General features: G+C 68.9%; 15 protein-coding genes. 9 read left to right on the forward strand and 6 right to left on the reverse strand.

Features of this window, described 5'->3' with window-relative positions:
* Positions 1-17: 17 nt before the first annotated feature.
* Positions 18-2,489 (reverse strand): GH36-type glycosyl hydrolase domain-containing protein, encoded by a 2,472-nt coding sequence (locus tag QN350_RS01420; protein ID WP_323515633.1) that lies wholly within the window; start codon positions 2,487-2,489, stop codon positions 18-20.
* A 195-nt stretch (positions 2,490-2,684) separates the two neighbouring features.
* Here QN350_RS01420 and arfB point away from each other — a divergent pair, with 195 nt between their 5' ends.
* The 3 genes from arfB (at position 2,685) to QN350_RS01435 (ending at position 5,216) form a co-directional block, all read left to right on the forward strand.
* Positions 2,685-3,107 carry an alternative ribosome rescue aminoacyl-tRNA hydrolase ArfB gene (arfB, locus tag QN350_RS01425; protein ID WP_322139905.1) on the forward strand — a complete coding sequence of 141 codons (423 nt, stop codon included), beginning with the start codon at positions 2,685-2,687 and terminating at the stop codon, positions 3,105-3,107.
* 34 nt (positions 3,108-3,141) lie between these two features.
* Positions 3,142-3,618: a GNAT family N-acetyltransferase gene (locus QN350_RS01430; protein WP_322139906.1), complete on the forward strand. Its 477-nt coding sequence runs from the start codon at positions 3,142-3,144 to the stop codon at positions 3,616-3,618.
* Between the two features lie 197 nt (positions 3,619-3,815).
* Positions 3,816-5,216: an MFS transporter gene (locus QN350_RS01435; RefSeq protein ID WP_322139907.1), complete on the forward strand. Its 1,401-nt coding sequence runs from the start codon at positions 3,816-3,818 to the stop codon at positions 5,214-5,216.
* Between the two features lie 21 nt (positions 5,217-5,237).
* On the opposite strand, the gene QN350_RS01440 is transcribed toward QN350_RS01435, so the two are convergent.
* Positions 5,238-5,600 (reverse strand): hypothetical protein, encoded by a 363-nt coding sequence (locus QN350_RS01440; protein ID WP_322139908.1) that lies wholly within the window; start codon positions 5,598-5,600, stop codon positions 5,238-5,240.
* A gap of 170 nt (positions 5,601-5,770) precedes the next feature.
* On the opposite strand from QN350_RS01440, the gene QN350_RS01445 reads away from it, so the two are divergent.
* Genes QN350_RS01445 through QN350_RS01455 form a run of 3 tightly spaced genes read left to right on the forward strand, consistent with a single transcriptional unit; the run spans position 5,771 to position 9,595 of the window.
* On the forward strand, positions 5,771-7,741 hold the full coding sequence (locus tag QN350_RS01445; RefSeq protein ID WP_416173041.1) for an amino acid transporter: 1,971 nt from the start codon (positions 5,771-5,773) through the stop codon (positions 7,739-7,741).
* A 59-nt stretch (positions 7,742-7,800) separates the two neighbouring features.
* Positions 7,801-8,664: a DUF4097 family beta strand repeat-containing protein gene (locus QN350_RS01450; protein WP_322139909.1), complete on the forward strand. Its 864-nt coding sequence runs from the start codon at positions 7,801-7,803 to the stop codon at positions 8,662-8,664.
* Positions 8,665-8,713: 49 nt separating this feature from the next.
* Positions 8,714-9,595 carry a hypothetical protein gene (locus QN350_RS01455; protein WP_322139910.1) on the forward strand — a complete coding sequence of 294 codons (882 nt, stop codon included), beginning with the start codon at positions 8,714-8,716 and terminating at the stop codon, positions 9,593-9,595.
* A gap of 17 nt (positions 9,596-9,612) precedes the next feature.
* Here QN350_RS01455 and QN350_RS01460 read toward each other — a convergent pair whose 3' ends face one another.
* A complete protein-coding gene (locus QN350_RS01460) occupies positions 9,613-10,560 on the reverse strand; it encodes a J domain-containing protein (protein ID WP_322139911.1) in 948 nt (315 codons plus the stop codon).
* A gap of 156 nt (positions 10,561-10,716) precedes the next feature.
* On the opposite strand from QN350_RS01460, the gene QN350_RS01465 reads away from it, so the two are divergent.
* Entirely contained in the window at positions 10,717-11,367 is a 651-nt protein-coding gene (locus QN350_RS01465) for a DUF1345 domain-containing protein (RefSeq protein ID WP_322139912.1), read from the forward strand.
* A gap of 37 nt (positions 11,368-11,404) precedes the next feature.
* Here the strand turns inward: QN350_RS01465 and QN350_RS01470 are convergent, their stop codons facing one another.
* The 3 genes from QN350_RS01470 to QN350_RS01480 form a co-directional block, all read right to left on the reverse strand.
* The gene (locus QN350_RS01470; protein ID WP_322139913.1) at positions 11,405-12,250 is read right to left on the reverse strand and encodes an SMP-30/gluconolactonase/LRE family protein; all 846 of its coding nucleotides are present in this window, start codon (positions 12,248-12,250) and stop codon (positions 11,405-11,407) included.
* Positions 12,251-12,258: 8 nt separating this feature from the next.
* Complete coding sequence (locus QN350_RS01475) at positions 12,259-12,423, reverse strand: hypothetical protein (protein WP_281535014.1); 165 nt, start codon at positions 12,421-12,423, stop codon at positions 12,259-12,261.
* 108 nt (positions 12,424-12,531) lie between these two features.
* Positions 12,532-13,230: an SOS response-associated peptidase gene (locus tag QN350_RS01480; RefSeq protein ID WP_322139914.1), complete on the reverse strand. Its 699-nt coding sequence runs from the start codon at positions 13,228-13,230 to the stop codon at positions 12,532-12,534.
* Between the two features lie 188 nt (positions 13,231-13,418).
* Here QN350_RS01480 and QN350_RS01485 point away from each other — a divergent pair, with 188 nt between their 5' ends.
* Together QN350_RS01485 and QN350_RS01490 are read left to right on the forward strand one after the other, a co-directional pair.
* Positions 13,419-14,051 (forward strand): hypothetical protein, encoded by a 633-nt coding sequence (locus QN350_RS01485; RefSeq protein WP_322139915.1) that lies wholly within the window; start codon positions 13,419-13,421, stop codon positions 14,049-14,051.
* A complete protein-coding gene (locus QN350_RS01490) occupies positions 14,048-15,685 on the forward strand; it encodes a DNA polymerase Y family protein (RefSeq protein ID WP_322139916.1) in 1,638 nt (545 codons plus the stop codon). Before QN350_RS01485 ends, QN350_RS01490 begins: the two co-directional genes overlap by 4 nt.
* Positions 15,686-15,737 lie beyond the last annotated feature (52 nt).

Below are 15,737 nucleotides of genomic sequence, written 5' to 3' on the forward strand. Positions count from 1 at the left end.
ATGCCGTGCTGGTGTGACTACAGGGTGGCGCGCACCTGCACGACGCTGCCGGCCGGGGCGTACGGCACCGTGCGGCCGTCGATCGCCACTCCGTCGACCTCGAGGCTCGCGCGGGACCCCTCACGGCCCGAGTTCGCCACCGTGATGACGTAGGTCGCACCGCGGGCGCGCCGGGTGACGGCGAATTCCGCGACGTCCGGCCCGAGCTGCGGGTCGACGACCAGTCCGTCGTAGTCGGTGCGCACGCCCAGGAGGTACTGGGACACCGTCACGAAGTTCCACGCCGCCGTTCCGGTGAGCCAGGAGTTCTTGGCCTCGCCGTGCCGGGAGGCCTCCTTGCCCGCGATCATCTGCGCGTACACGTACGGCTCGAGGCGGTGCACCTCGGAGATGTCCTCACGGTACGCGGGCGTGATCTTGCGGTAGTGGTCGAAGGCCTTGGCGCCGCGGCCGAGGACCGTCTCGCCGATGATGACCCACGGGTTGTTGTGGCAGAAGATTCCGCCGTTCTCCTTGTAGCCCGGCGGGTACGTCGAGACCTCGCCGAGCTCGATGCGGTAGCTCTTGTACGCCGGGTACTGCAGCACGAGCCCGTGTTCGGAGCCGAGCAGGCGGTCCACGGAGTCGAGGGCGCGGAATGCGGGGCTCGTGGCGGACGGGGTTCCGTCCGCGTTGTGCTCGACGCCGACGCCGGCGAGGACCGCGAAGCCCTGGGGCTCGATCCAGATCCGGCCCTCGGTGTCTTCGTGGGTGCCGACCTTGTTGCCGTAGAAGTCGTAGGCGCGCAGGAACCATTCGCCGTCCCAGCCGTCCGTGAGCAGAACCCGGCTCATGGTCGCAGCGGCCTTGCGGGCGCGGTCGGCCTGCTGGGTGTCGCCGCCGCGTTCAGCGATGGTCGCGTACTGTCCGGCCGCGAGGACGAACTGCGCCGCGATGAAGGTCGATTCCGCAACGCCGCCTGCCTGGTTCTCCGTGGTCTGGAAGGACTCGCCCGGCGTCGTCGAGAAGCAGTTCAGGTTGAGGCAGTCGTTCCAGTCGGCGCGCCCGATCAGGGGCAGGCCGTGGGGGCCGAGGTTGTTGAGGGTGAACTCGAAGGACCGCGTGAGGTGGGTGTACAGGGTCTGCGCGAGCGCGTCGTTGTTGTCGAACGGCACGACCTCGTCGAGGATGCTGAAGTCCCCGGTCTCCTTGAGGTAGGCATCCACCCCGATGATCAGCCAGGCCGGGTCGTCGTTGAAGCCGCTCCCGAGCTCGTTGTTTCCGCGTTTCGTGAGCGGCTGGTACTGGTGGTATGCCGACCCGTCCGGAAGCTGGGTGGCGGCGATGTCGAGGATGCGTTCGCGTGCGCGGTCCGGGATCAGGTGCACAAAGCCGAGCAGGTCCTGGGTCGAGTCTCGGAAGCCCATCCCGCGCCCGATTCCGGTCTCGAAGTAGGAGGCCGAGCGGGACATGTTGAACGTGACCATGCACTGGTACTGGTTCCAGATGTTGACCATCCGATTGAGCTTGTCGTCCGGCGAGGTCACGGTGTACGCGGAGAGCAGGGTGGTCCAGTACTCCCCCAGGGCCGCGAACGCGGCATCCGCCTTCTCGGTGGTGTCGAGGCGGGCGAGCAGTTCGTGTGCCCGGGTCTTGTTGACGACCTGCTTGGCGTCGTCGGCCCACTTGCCCTGGCCGTTCTCCTCGGTGTTCTCGACGTAGCCGACCACGAACACGAGCTCGCGGGTCTCGCCGGGCTGCAGGGTGGAGTCGACCTGGTGCGAACCGATCGGGTACCAGCCGGACGCCATCGAGTTCTGTGCCGTGCCGGCGTTCGGGACCTTCGCCTCGGCCAGGGTCTCGTAGAGCCCGACAAAGGTCTCCCTGTCGGTGTCGAAGCCGGCGATCTCGGCGTTCACCGAGTAGACGGCGTAGTGGTCACGCCGTTCCCGGTATTCCGTCTTGTGGTAGATCGTGCTGCCCTCGACCTCGACCTCGGCGAGGGAGAGGTTGCGCTGGTAGTTGGTCTGGTCGTCCTGGGCGTTCCAGAGGCAGAACTCGAGGTAGGAGAAGAGGGAGAACGTCTTGACGTGGTCCGAGGCGTTGGTGATCGTCACCTTCTGCACCTCGGCCGTCTCGCCGAGGGGCACGAAGTAGAGCGTGGAGACGCGCAGGCCGCCGCGCTCGCCGGTGATGCGGGTGTAGCCCATGCCGTGCCGGGTCTCGAAGAAGTCGAGGTCCTTCTTCATCGGCAGCCAGCTGGGCGTCCAGACGTCGCCGCCGTCGTTGATGAAGAAATATCGTCCGCCGGAGTCGGTGGGAATGTCGTTGTAGCGATACCGGGTGAGGCGACGCATCTTCGCGTCCTTGTAGAACGTGTACCCGCCGGCCGTATGAGAAATCAGGGAAAAGAAATCTTCGCTGCCCAGGTAGTTGATCCACGGGTATGGCGTGAGCGGGGTCTCGATCACGTATTCCCTGGCCTCGTCGTCGAAATGACCGAACCTCATGTGTGCACCTTTGCGATATGCGGAGAACCGGATGGCGATGGGTTCCAAAATAGTGGACTCCAACGACGAACCAGACCCAAACCTTGTGAGAGCGCTCTCATTGGCGCCCGCGGCTACTCTACCAAAGGAAGTCACCGGGGTGCCACACCGCACGCACTGCGCATGCACTTCGCCCGGGTGTGACACGCTGAGACCATGGATCTGGAGGTGTCGCCCGCGCTCACGATTCCCGCAGCGGAACTGGGCTGGCGGTTCTCGCGGTCACCGGGACCGGGCGGGCAGCACGTGAACACCTCGGACAGCCGGGTCGAAGTGTCCTGGAACGTCGCCCTGTCCCCGACACTGTCCGACGACCAGCGGGCACGGCTCCTGGTGCGACTCGACAGACGACTTGTCGGCGGAGTGGTCACCATGGCCGCATCGGAGCAACGATCCCAGCTCAGGAACCGCGAGATCGCCCTGACCAAACTCGCCGAACTCGTGGCCACGGCCCTCGCTCCGGATGCTGCTCCCCGCCGGGCCACCAAGCCGACCAGGGGCTCGACCCGTCGTCGACTCGCGAACAAGGAACAGCGTTCGGCGACGAAACAACAGCGCCGGAAGCCGTCGGAGGAGTAGCGCCGGTCAGCGGGAGGTCCCGTACGCTGATCGGATGAAACCGATCCGTCCCGCCGTGCCCGCTGATGTTCCCGAGATCCTCAGGCTGGTCATCGAGCTCGCCGAATACGAACGCGAACCCGACGCCGTTGCCGCGACAGAGGAGGGGTTCCTCACCGCCCTCTTCGGCGACGACCCCGCGGTCCATGCATTCGTCATCGACGGCGACGAGGCCGGGACCCTTGCCGGGATGGCCGTGTGGTTCCTCACCTTTTCGACCTGGGAGGGCGTGCACGGCATCCATCTCGAGGACCTCTACGTGCGCCCGGCCTATCGCTTCAGCGGTCTCGGTACCGCGCTGTTGACCGGCCTCGCGGCACTCTGCGTCGAGCGCGGGTATGCGCGCCTGGAATGGGACGTCCTCGACTGGAACGCGCCCGCCATCGGCTTCTATGAGTCCCTCGGCGCCCGGCCCCTCGACGGGTGGACGACGTACCGCCTCGACGGCGAGGCGTTGCTACACTCGACCTAGACTTCCGTTCGCAGATAACCAAAGCGACCGGACGAGCGCTGGTTGAGACAGTGCAGGAAGGCCCCCGGATTCGTCCGGGGGCCTTCTCTTTTGCCTCAGGTCGAATGTGCCCCTGCCCGAGTTCTTATTCCGGAATGGGAATGCCGGACCGCCCGTAAGGATTACACCCCTCGTAGCGAATTGACGACGGAGGCCGAATGAGCACCACTGAAGTAGGTTTCCGGTCAGCGCGCGGCCCGATCCTGATCGCCCTGATGCTCACGACGGGACTCGTGGCGATCGACGCGACAATTCTCGCGACCGCGGTGCCGACGATCGTCGGCGACCTCGGCGGCTTCGCCCAGTTCCCGTGGCTGTTCTCGATCTACTTGCTCGCCCAGGCCGTCTCCGTGCCCGTGTACGCAAAACTGTCCGACACGCTCGGCCGCAAACCGATCGTGATGATCGGCATCGGGCTGTTCCTGCTCGGCTCCGTGCTCTGCGGCCTGGCCTGGAGCATGCCCGCCCTGATCGCCTTCCGGGCGATCCAGGGCCTGGGAGCCGGCGCCGTGCAGCCCATGGCGATCACGATCGCCGGTGACATCTACACCGTCGTCGAACGTGCGAAAGTGCAGGGCTACCTCGCGAGCGTGTGGGCGATCTCCTCGGTGGTCGGCCCGAGCCTCGGCGGGATCTTCTCGCAGTTCCTGTCCTGGCGCTGGATCTTCTTCGTGAACATCCCGTTGTGCCTCATCGCGGCGTGGATGCTGCAGCGCACCTTCCACGAGACCATCACGGTCCGCCGCCACCGGGTCGACTACCTCGGCGCCGTCCTCCTGACCGCGGCGCTCACCCTCCTGATCCTCGCGGTGCTCGAGGGCGGCCAGGCCTGGGCCTGGGACTCCGTGCCGAGCATCGCGGCCTTCTCGACCGGGGCGGTGCTCCTCGTGCTGTTCGGCTTTGCGGAGCGTCGGGCCGCAGAGCCGGTGCTCCCGCTTTGGGCGTTCAGCCGGCGCCTGCTCCTCAGCACAGCGCTGATCTCGGTCGGCGTCGGTGCGATCCTGATCGGGCTGACCTCCTTCGTGCCGACCTACCTCGAGGGCGTACTCGGCACGCCGCCGCTCGTCGCCGGCCTCGCCCTCGCCGCCCTCACCATCGGCTGGCCCATCTCGGCGGCACTCTCAGGCCGGCTGTACCTCAGGATCGGATTCCGGAACACGGCGCTGATCGGTGTCTCGATCGTGCTGACCGGTGCCCTGATCCTCGCGGGGACGGCCCGCACGCCGCTTCTCGGCGTCACCGCGCTCAGCTGTTTCGTGGTGGGACTCGGCCTCGGCCTCGTCGCAACTCCCACGCTCATCGCCGCGCAGTCGAGCGTCGAATGGAACGAACGCGGCGTCGTGACGGGTGCGAACCTGTTTTCCCGGTCCATCGGCAGCGCCGTCGGAGTCGCGATCTTCGGGGCGGTGGCGAACGCGATCATCGGCGCCTCGGCATCGGGCGTGCGGGATGCCGCAAGCGTCCAGGCGGCATCCGCTGCGGTCTTCGTCGCGGTCGCGATCACCGCTGCGCTGACGGTGGTAGCCGCGGTGTCGATGCCCCGGCTCACCCGGGCCTGAGGCAGACCCGGTCAGGAAGTGTCAGGGAGTCTCGTCGACGATCCCGATGAAGCGGGTGCCGACACCGTCGACCTCTGTCCGGCTGAGCCCGGCCGCGGGCTCCGGCAGTTCGTCCGCGCCATGGTCGTCACAGGTCAGGTAGGTGAAGGCAGGCCACCACTTCTTCGGCCGGGCCGCCTCCGAGAAACCGCAGACGTCGCAGCGGAGTTCGACCCAGACGGGTTTCTTGCCCGTTCGGTTGGCCCGCGACTGCACGAGCCAGTCAGGCGGGTTGCTTTCGATCTGGGCCATTTCCGCCTCGGTCAGGCGCGCGGGGAGGTCGTGTCGTTGCGCCATCTCGAGCGGAATATCCAGGCGCAAGGCGGCCATTCGTCTCGTAATCATCGTGTTCAAGGATAATCGGTGTTCAAGGTTAGGCGCCGCCGGTCGGCACTCCAGGTCGCCACCCCGGCCCCCGCCGGTGATTCGGGGCTTCCGACCGTGTCCGCGGGCCGTGCAGGCGCGTAGGATAATCCCTGCACTGCGCGACCTCCACACCAGTAAGGGCCCCTCGTATGCCTCACTCCTCGACGGAGGCCGGCTCCACCGCGGCTCCCCGCACCGTTCCCACCCGGCGGGACCGTTTGTCGCACTGGCTCCTGCAGGACAGTGAGCGTCCGCACCAGGGCCCGCACGCTCGCACAGCGGAGAAGACGCACAGCTGGTGGCGCGTCATGTGCCTGACCGGCGTCGACTATTTCTCCACGCTCGGCTACCAGCCGGCCATCGCCGCGCTCGCGGCCGGCCTGCTATCCCCGTTCGCGACGATCGTTCTCGTCCTGCTGACGCTGCTCGGTGCGCTCCCCGTCTATCGGAGGGTCGCCCGCGAGAGCTTCAACGGCTCCGGTTCGATCCACATGCTCGAACATCTCCTGCCCTGGTGGGCCGGCAAGCTCTTCGTCCTGGCCCTGCTCGGCTTCGCGGCAACCGACTTCATGATCACGATCACCCTCTCGGCGGCGGATGCCACGGCCCACGCCATCGAGAACCCGTTCGCCCCCGAGTGGTTCCACGGCAACGAGATCGGCATCACCCTCGCCCTGATCTCGCTCCTCGCGATCGTCTTCCTCAAGGGGTTCAAGGAGGCGATCGGCATCGCCGTCGTGCTCGTGGGCGTCTACCTCGCGCTCAACCTCGTGGTGGTGTTCGTCTCCCTGGCACAGATTGCGAGCCAGCCGGTGATGATCACCGACTGGTGGAGCGCCCTCAACGCCCAGCACGGTGACCCGCTGATCATGGTCGGGATCGCCCTGATCGTCTTCCCGAAGCTCGCCCTCGGACTCTCCGGCTTCGAAACCGGCGTCGCCGTGATGCCCCAGATCACCGGGGACCCCAGCGACACCCCCGAGCGCCCCGCCGGGCGCATCCGAGGCGCCGGCCGTCTGCTGACGACGGCCGCCGTGATCATGAGCGGCTTCCTGATCCTGACGAGCTTCATGACGACGTTCCTGATCCCGCAGGCCGAATTCCAGCCCGGCGGGCAGGCCAACGGTCGCGCGCTCGCGTACCTCGCGCACGAGTTCCTCGGCCCGGTGTTCGGAACCGTGTACGACATCAGCACGATCTGCATCCTCTGGTTCGCCGGGGCGTCCGCCATGGCCGGACTGCTCAACCTTGTTCCCCGCTACCTGCCGCGTTACGGCATGGCGCCGCAGTGGGCCCGCGCCGTGCGGCCGCTCGTGCTCGTGTTCACCGCGATCGCATTCATCATCACGGTCGTCTTCCAGGCCAGCGTCGACGCCCAGGGCGGCGCATACGCGACGGGCGTGCTCGTGCTGATCACCTCGGCGTCCGCCGCGGTGACCCTGTCGGCCCGCCGGCAGGGGCAGCGCAAGCGCACGATCGGTTTCGGCGCCATTTCCCTCGTCTTCGCGTACACGACCGTGCTCAACATCATCGAACGCCCGGACGGCCTGCGCATCGCGGCGCTGTTCATCGCCGGGATCCTGCTGATCTCCCTGATCTCCCGGGTGCGCCGCTCCTTCCAGCTTCGGGCGACATCCGTGGTCCTCGACGAGACGGCCCTCGCGTTCGTCAAGGCGGATGCCACTGACGGTGCCGTCCGGGTCATCGCGAACGAACCCGACGACGGCAGCGAGCACGAGTACCGGCACAAGGACCGCGACGAACGTCGCTACTCGCACATTCCCCGAGACTCCCAGACGATCTTTCTCGAGGTGCACGGCACGGACTCCTCCGAGTTCGAGGAAGACCTCCTCGTTCGCGGCGTGGTCAAGCACGGCTACCGGGTCCTCGAGGTCTACAGCGGGAACATCCCCAACACCCTGGCTTCCGTGCTCCTCGAGATCCGCGATGTGACCGGAGTCGTCCCCACGATCTACTTCGAGTGGACAGAGGGCAGCCCGATCTCCAACATGGCCAGGTTCCTGTTCTTCGGAAACGGCGAGGTCGCCCCGGTGACCCGCGAGGTGCTCCGCGTCGCCGAGCGCGACGTCAAACGCCGTCCGGCGGTGCACGTCAGCTGACCTGCTGCGCCAGGCCTCCGGCCGCGCCGGGTGAGCGCGACCCGGGTAGGGTCTGCTGCATGAGCGCGAGTGCGACACCGCCGGCACGTCCACCGATACCGTCCCCGAGCGACCGGACCCAGGCCGCCGCATCCTCGCAGCCGGCCCGGCGCCGCGGAGGACGGGCCGGCCTCATCGTTGCCGTGATCGTGCTGGCGCTCGTCATCCTCGCCGGGGCCGGGCTGCTCGTCCTCCTGGTCACCGGCGGCGCGGTCGGCACGCCCGTCCATCTCGCAGCGGATGCCGAAGCCGGGTCGAGCGTTGACGTCCGGGTTCCGAACTCCGCCCTCCGTTTCGAGTCCAGCCCCGACGCCCAGGTGCACGTGCGTGCCGACGGCAGCTCCCTCGGTGCCACCCCCACGCTGGAGATCACCACGGCGAACGGCGTGACCGAGGTCACCGGAGGATGCCCGAACCAGTGGCTCGGCTTCTGCTCCCTGACCATGACCGTGGCCCTGCCCGCGGCCCTCTCCCTCACGACAGACGGGGTGAACGGGCAGATCGAAGTGTCGGGGCTCACCGGCGCCCTCAGGCTGACGACCACGAACGGAGCCGTCGAGACGACCGGCACGCTCGGCCGGGTGGAGGTCCACACCACCAATGGCGCCGTCAGGGTGCGCGATGCCGGTTCCCGCCGCGTGGTGGCCACGACCACGAACGGAGCCGTCGAGGTCGATTTCCGGGATGCCCCCGAGGCCGTCGAGGCCCGCAGCACCAACGGTTCGATCACGGTGCGGATGCCCGAAGCCGGACTCTCCTACCGCGTCGACGCGCGCACGACGAACGGGAACGTCGACACCGGCTCCATCCCGAGCGATCCCTCGGCTCGGCGCACCATCATCGCGCAGACCACCAACGGAGACGTGAGGGTCACGACCCGCTGACGCAGCGCCGGCGGGTCGTGGAACAGTTGGGCCGTGAAACAATGGGGGCATGCCAGACAGCCTTCCTCCCCTCGGCCTCCTCCTCGACGTCGACGGGCCGATCGCCAGTCCGGTCACCCGGACGATCCGGCGCGACAGCATCATCGCCGACCTGATCACGCTCGCCGCCGCGAACGTTCCGATCGCCTTCATCACCGGCCGCTCGTCGCTTTTCATTCGGGAGCAGGTCATCTCGCCTCTCCTCGCGACCGGCCTGCCCGAGACCATGCGCATGTACGGTGTGTGCGAAAAGGGCGCCGTCTGGTTCCCGATCACCGCGGCCGGAATGGGCACGGTCGTCGTCGATCCGAGCGTCGCACTGCCGACGGCGGCCGTCGACGCGATCCGTTCGCTCGTGCACGACCGCTTCGCCGACACGATGTTCTTCGATGAGACCAAGCAGGCCATGGTGTCCGTCGAGCAACGCACGGATGCCGCAGACGCGGACTACGCCGCGGCAGCGGCCGACTTCAACGACGCCTCCTTCGCGATCCTCACGGGCCTCGGGCTCGGGGTCCGCTTCGGCGACCGGGTCTCACCGGACGCGTCCGGCGCCGTACCGTTCCGCATCGATCCCACGATCATCTCGACGGACATCGAGTCCGTCACCCTCGACAAGGACCACGGTGCAGAACGCGCCCTCGCCTTTTTCGCCGAGTCCGGCCCGCTCCCCCGGGTGTGGCGCTCCGTCGGCGACTCCCGCAGCGACTACCTGATGGCCGACCACCTGCACACCGCCGGGTACGACGTCGCCCACGTCGACGTGCGCCCATCCGACGGGGTCCTCGACCGGCCGTACCCGGTGATCGTCGAGGGTGACCTGATTCACGACGCCGCCGGTGCGAGCTTCCTGTCCTACTGGGTCGACAAACTGGGTCTTCGCCAGCGCTGAATGACCAGGCCGAATGACTAGTCGGTGACGAAGCGGATGCCGTCCTGAAGGCGGCTGCGCAGCTCGAACACCTTCTCGAAGCTGCCGCGATCCATGCCGGGCAGCCCGTCGCGTAACAGGCCGACGAGCCGCGACCGCGGAATGATGACGACCGAGGGACGCCGTCCGCGACCGGGTATTCCCAGCGGCTCGGAGAGTGCGTCGTCGGGGAGCACGACGACGAGGGCGGTGAAGCGCACGCCGAGGGCGCGGGAGAGCGCCCGCGCGGCGTCCTCGAATTCGTGCACGGGACGGTCTTCCGGCCGCAGGGTCTCCGCCAGGAGCTCCCCGCGGCGGAGTTCGACCGGGGCGCCCCAGTCCTCGGAGAGGATCGCGAACAGGCCGGCCGGGCCGAGGACGACATGGTCGACCGGGTCGGGGTGCGAGCCGGCGAGCACGTCGTGCCAGGCCGTGTAGCCGATGCCGAGCAGGGAGACGAGATGGGCCGTCGATTCCTGGGCGAGGGCGCGGGCCAGGCAATGCCGGATCTCGCGGGGCGCGGAGCGGACGAGCTGGGGCGCGTATGGATCCTCGATGACGGTGCCGCGGCCGACCCATTCGCGGAGGAGTTCGAGGTACCGTTGCCGGGCGTGGCCACCCGGGTGGCCGTACATCCGGGCGCGTGGACCCGTCGCCGCAGACGACGCACGCGGCGAGCCGGAGCCGGAACCGGTGGCGGAGCCGGTGTGCACGGTCCCCGGATCGTTGTCCGGGTACCGGCGCCGGTCGTAGTCCGCCCGGCTCTCGGGATTGCCGATCCGTTCCCACGCCACCTGCACGGCCTGGAAGTCGGCGGCGCGACCCCCGACATCCGGGTGGGTGAGACGCAGCCGCTTGCGATACGCGCGCCGCAATTCCTCGCTGGTCGCCTCCGGGCTCACGCCGAGCACCTCGTATGGCGATGCCGCGGCCGGGCTCTCTGACATCCTCGCGGTCTCTTTCGTTCGATCGTTGCGGTAAGCCGCAGTTGTCCTGGGCCAGACCTGCGTCTGACGTTCTCTTCACCCTATCGATCGATTCTGGCATCTCGCCCCACCCGTGCCGCTCACGGACTCCGGGCGGATCTGTGGGACGATCGGGCCATGAAGACCTGGGATACCCTGCGGGTGCGTCGCTCGAGCACTCGCCTGATCGTTATGGCCGTGATCGGCGTGGCCGCCGCATTCGTGACGTCGATCTGGGGCGACTGGGTGCTCACCCCGATCGTGGGCTGGGCGGCAGCGTGCGTCACGTTCATCGGCTGGGTCTGGATCGTGATCGCGCCGATGGACGCCGCGACGACCGCGACCCACGCGACCAGGGAGGACCCGTCCCGGGGCGTGTCAGACCTGCTCGTGCTCCTGGTCAGTCTCGCGAGCCTCGGCGCCCTCGGCCTCCTCCTCATCGAGACGCATTCCACGACGGGGGCGGCTCAGGTCGTGCTCGCCCTGGTGTCCGTGCTGAGCGTCGTCCTGTCCTGGACGCTGCTGCACACCTTGTTCACGCTCCGCTACGCCCGGCTCTACTACGAGGGAGCGGATGGCGGGATCGAGTTCAACCAGACCGAACCGCCGAGCTACGGGGATTTCGCCTACCTGGCATTCACCCTCGGCATGACCTTCCAGGTGTCTGACACGAACCTGAAGACGCACATCATCCGGATGACGGCGCTCCGCCACGGACTGCTGTCCTACCTTTTCGGATCGGTCATCCTCGCGACGATGATCAATCTCGTCGCCGGGCTGCTGCACTGATCTGATTCGGGCCAGGTGCGAGCACCGGGCCGGCTGCTCAGCCGGCGAACTCGCGCACGGGCTGGCCGGTGACCCCGGCATCCACCCGGAAGAGAGACCCGGCGAGGGCCTCCTCGCCCTCGTCGAGGCCCTCCCGGGAGGTCGTGATGAAGAGCTCGTCGAGGTTCGGGCCGCCGAAGGTGCACGCCGTGACCCGGCTCGCGGCGACCTCGACGACGCCGTCGAGTCGGCCATCCGGCGTGTAGCGGTGCACGGCGCTTCCGCCGTACAGGGCCACCCAGACCCCGCCCTGGCTGTCCACGGTGAGGCCGTCCGGGAAGCCCGATTCCGCGGGGATCTCGGCAAAACTGCGCTGGCCGGTCAGGCCCGTCTCTGCGCTGTAGTCGAACACGGCGACCCGGCCGGTCGCGGTGTCGTTGTAGTAGGCCAGGGAGCCGTCGGGGCTCCAGTCCAGACCGTTGGAGATGGTCAGGCCGGTCAGGACGACGTCGACCGACCCGTCCGGATCGAGGCGGCGGAGCGAACCGGCGCCGTGCTTCTGGTCGAAAGCCATCGACCCGCAATAGAACCGGCCGTCCGGGTCGCACCCGCCCTCGTTCAGCCGGAGGAGCGGATCGCTCCAGAGGTCACCGAGCTCCGTGATCGTGCCGTCTGCGTCCTCGAGGGCGAAACCGCGCTGCAGGGCCAGGACGGCGCCGCCCACGCGGCGCGGACGCACGGTCACGACCATGCTGCCGACGTGCCTGCGGTGCACGGTGTCGCCGTCCAGGGAGAGGATGTCTCCCGCGAACATGTCGAGCCAGCGCAGGCCGCCCCAGGACGGGGACCATACCGGACCTTCGCCGTGGAAGGCGAGAGGATCTGTGCGCTGTTCGGCCTGCACGGGGCGGCTCAGTCGCGCAGGATCTGGACGGGAATCGCGACCGCGAGGGCCACGCAGAGGATCCCGCCGAAGAAGATCGGAAGCTGGCCCGCGGTGACGGTGAACGCGAACCCGAAGAGCCAGAGTCCGAAGACGAATACGGCCATCGCGACAATGAAGGCGACAACGTTCATGGGAGGGGTCCTTTCCACACCGGCCCGGCCGTTCCGCGCCATGACGAGCGTAGCCGTTCGGACGACCGGTGCGTTGAGCAGGTCAGGCGACCGGTTCGGGCACCAGGTTCAGGCGACCGGTTCGATGAGTTCGGGACCGTCGCCGGTGAGCGGCGCGACCTCGTAGAAGGTGAGTCCCTCCACCGACTCCGCAGAGGCGCCGACGGCCGCATCCACGAACTCCTGGTCGCCGACGGTGTGCGGGTCGAGCCACTGGTCCCAGGTCTCCTCCGGCAGCACGACGGGCATCCGCTCGTGCAGGCCCCTGAGACGGCCGCTCGCCTCCTGGGTGAGGATCGTGGCGCTGAGCACCCAGCGCGCCGGGTCGTCTTCCGCGAGGGCGGGGTTGCGCCACCACGCGTAGAGACCGGCGAGAGCCAGGGGCAGCCCATCGTCCGCATGAACGAAGTACGGGGTCTTGACCGCGCCCTCGGTGTGCCATTCGTAGTAGCCGGTGGCCGGCACGAGGGCACGGCGTGACGCGAGCGACGGCTGGAAAGTGGCCTTCTCCCCCACCGTCTCCGACCGGGCGTTGAACGTCGGGAAGGTCGATACGAGCGCCGACGCGAACGAGGGCACGAGCGACCAGCGGGCCGACTCGAGCCTGCGCACGACGGCTCCCGATTTCGCAGACTCGAGAACGATCGGAATCCGCTCGGTCGGCTTGATATTCCACGACGGTTCGGGGAGGTTCTCGCCCTCATGCTCGACGTCGAACATCGCGGCGAGGTCCGGCGCCGTGTCCGTGATAATGAATCGACCACACATGGTCTCAGGCTAGCGCGGCCCACCGACACCCCGGTTCCCGGGCGTCGGCCGGGCCCCAGCACGCCGCGGCCCCTCTTGACTTAATCGAACGTCTGTTCGAATATGGTGGGGTGTCCAGTCTTCCCGTCCCCCGCAGCGGACCCGGACCGCGAGAACTCGCGGCCGGGCTTCAATCGCGCATCCGCGGGATGGAATCCACTCGTCGGGGGCTCGAAACCCGTCAGGCCGCTGCGGGATTCTCTGGTCTTCTGCCGGGCGGCGCACTCAAGCCGGGTTCGGTCTACACCGTGGACGGCTCCGTGTCCCTCGTGCTCGCCCTGCTCGCCGGGCCGTCCCTGGCCGGGTCCTGGTGCGGCGTCATCGGACTGCCGGACCTCGGCCCCGAAGCGGCGGCGAGCCTCGGAATCGACCTCGCCCGGCTTGTCCTGGTTCCCACGCCAGGCGACCAGTGGCTCACCGTCACCGCGGCGCTCGCCGACGTGCTCCCCGTCGTCGCCGTGCGGCCGACCCGGCGGGTCTCGGCGACCGAAGCCTCGCGTCTGGGTGCCCGGCTCCGGCAGCGCGGCTGCACACTCCTGGTCGCCGGCGACTGGCCGCTCGCGGAAGCGAGGCTCGCCCTGCGCACGAACACCTGGAGCGGGCTCGGCTTCGGACACGGCCACCTCACCGGGCGAGAGGTCCTCGTCGCCGCCTCCGTGCGCTCCGGTTCTTCCCGCACCGCACGGATGTCGCTGGGAGGCCGGCCGCCGGAGGCTCCGGCCTCGCAGACAGCCGACCTCGACCTGACTCTCTCCGCACAGCGATACAGCGAGGCGGTGTGACCGCGCTCGCCGACCCGACCATCGGGCGCCGGTCCGGTCCCGATCGCACCCTGGTGTTGTGGTGCCCTGACTGGCCCGTCACGGCAGCGCGGGTACGCGCCGGCCTCGCGGCGGATTCCGCGCTCGCGCTGGTCGACCGCGGTATCGTCTTCGCGTGCTCCCCCGTGGCGCGGGAGGCAGGGGTGCGGCGAGGACTCGCCGCACGCGAGGCCCAGTTCCGCTGCCCCGACCTCGTCGTGCTCGGCTACGACCGCGTGCTCGATGATCGGGCGTTCGAGCCCGTCATCGAGCGCCTCGAGGACACGACCCCCGGCGTGCAGGTACTCCGGCCTGGACTCTGCGCCGTCCGCTCCCGCGGACCCGCCCGGTTCTACGGCAGCGAAGAGGCGGCCGCGGCGGCACTCATCGCGTGCGTCACGGGTCTGGGGATCCCCGGCGCCAGGGTCGGCATCGCCGATGGGACCTTCGCCGCAGAACAGGTGGCCAGGGAGGCCGGTTCAGCCCCCGTCAGGGTCGTCCCCTCCGGCGACTCAGCGGCATTCCTCGCCGTCCGCCCGGTCACGACGCTCGTCGAGACCGGGCTCATCGACAGGGAACTCGCGACCCTGCTCCGGCGCCTGGGCGTGCACACCCTGGGCGATTTCGCGGCGCTCCCCGACGACAGGGTCCGGCACCGGTTCGGCGCAGCAGCAGCCCGCGCCCACCGGATCGCAGGGGCGACGGACGACGGCCGCGTCGTGCCGCGTGTCCCGCCGCGCCACCGCGAGGTGGCCTTCGACTGGGAGCCTCCGCTCGACCGGGTCGACCAGGTCACCTTCGCCATCCGAGCGGGACTCGATGACTTCGTCAGCGCCCTCGCCGCCTCACGCCTCGTCTGCACCGAAGTCACGATCGAGGTATGCACGGAGGCCCTGGCCGGAGCGGGAGGCGTGCACACGCGTTCGTGGCGGCATCCGCGCTGGTTCACCGGCGCCGACATCGCGGACCGGGTGCGCTGGCAACTGCAGGGCGCCGGCCCGGGCACGAGCGAACTCGACGCCGCCATCACCCGGGTGCGCATCATCCCCGAGCGGGTGGACTCGACCGCGGATCACGAGCAGGGACTCTGGGACTCCGGGCCCGACGAGAGGATTCACCACGCGCTCACCAGGGTCCAGGGCCTGCTCGGCCACGACGGGGTGCTCACCGCGGTCAACGGCGGCGGACGGCTGCTCAGGGACCGTCGGGTGCTCGTGCCGTGGGGGGATGCGGCGCCCGCCGCCCGAGTCCAGCCCGCCTCGGCCCGCGAACGCACCGAATCGGCGCCCTGGCCGGGCAGCCTGCCCGGGCTCTCCCCCGCAACCGTCTTCGCCGACCCGCCCCGGGTCCTGCTCGTCGCGCCGGACGGCGCCGCCGTCGGAGTCGACGACCGCGGCGTGCTCTCCGGCGCCCCGGCCTCCTTCTCGCCCACCCTTCGGCCGGAAGGCCTCGGCCCGGTCACGGCCTGGGCCGGTCCGTGGCCTCTCGTCGAGCACTGGTGGGATCCCGTCAGGGCGAACCACTGCCAGCGCCTTCAGCTCGTGGACGGATCGGGCACGGCCTGGCTGCTCCTGCTCGACGCCGCCGGCTGGGTCGCCGAGGCGCGCTATGACTGAAGACCGTATGGCCGGTGCGCGTATTACCGAAGACCGTGTCAGTGAGAAGGGT

Origin of the sequence: Cryobacterium sp. 10I5, assembly GCF_035019865.1 — a bacterium.
Lineage (GTDB): Bacteria > Actinomycetota > Actinomycetes > Actinomycetales > Microbacteriaceae > Cryobacterium > Cryobacterium breve_A.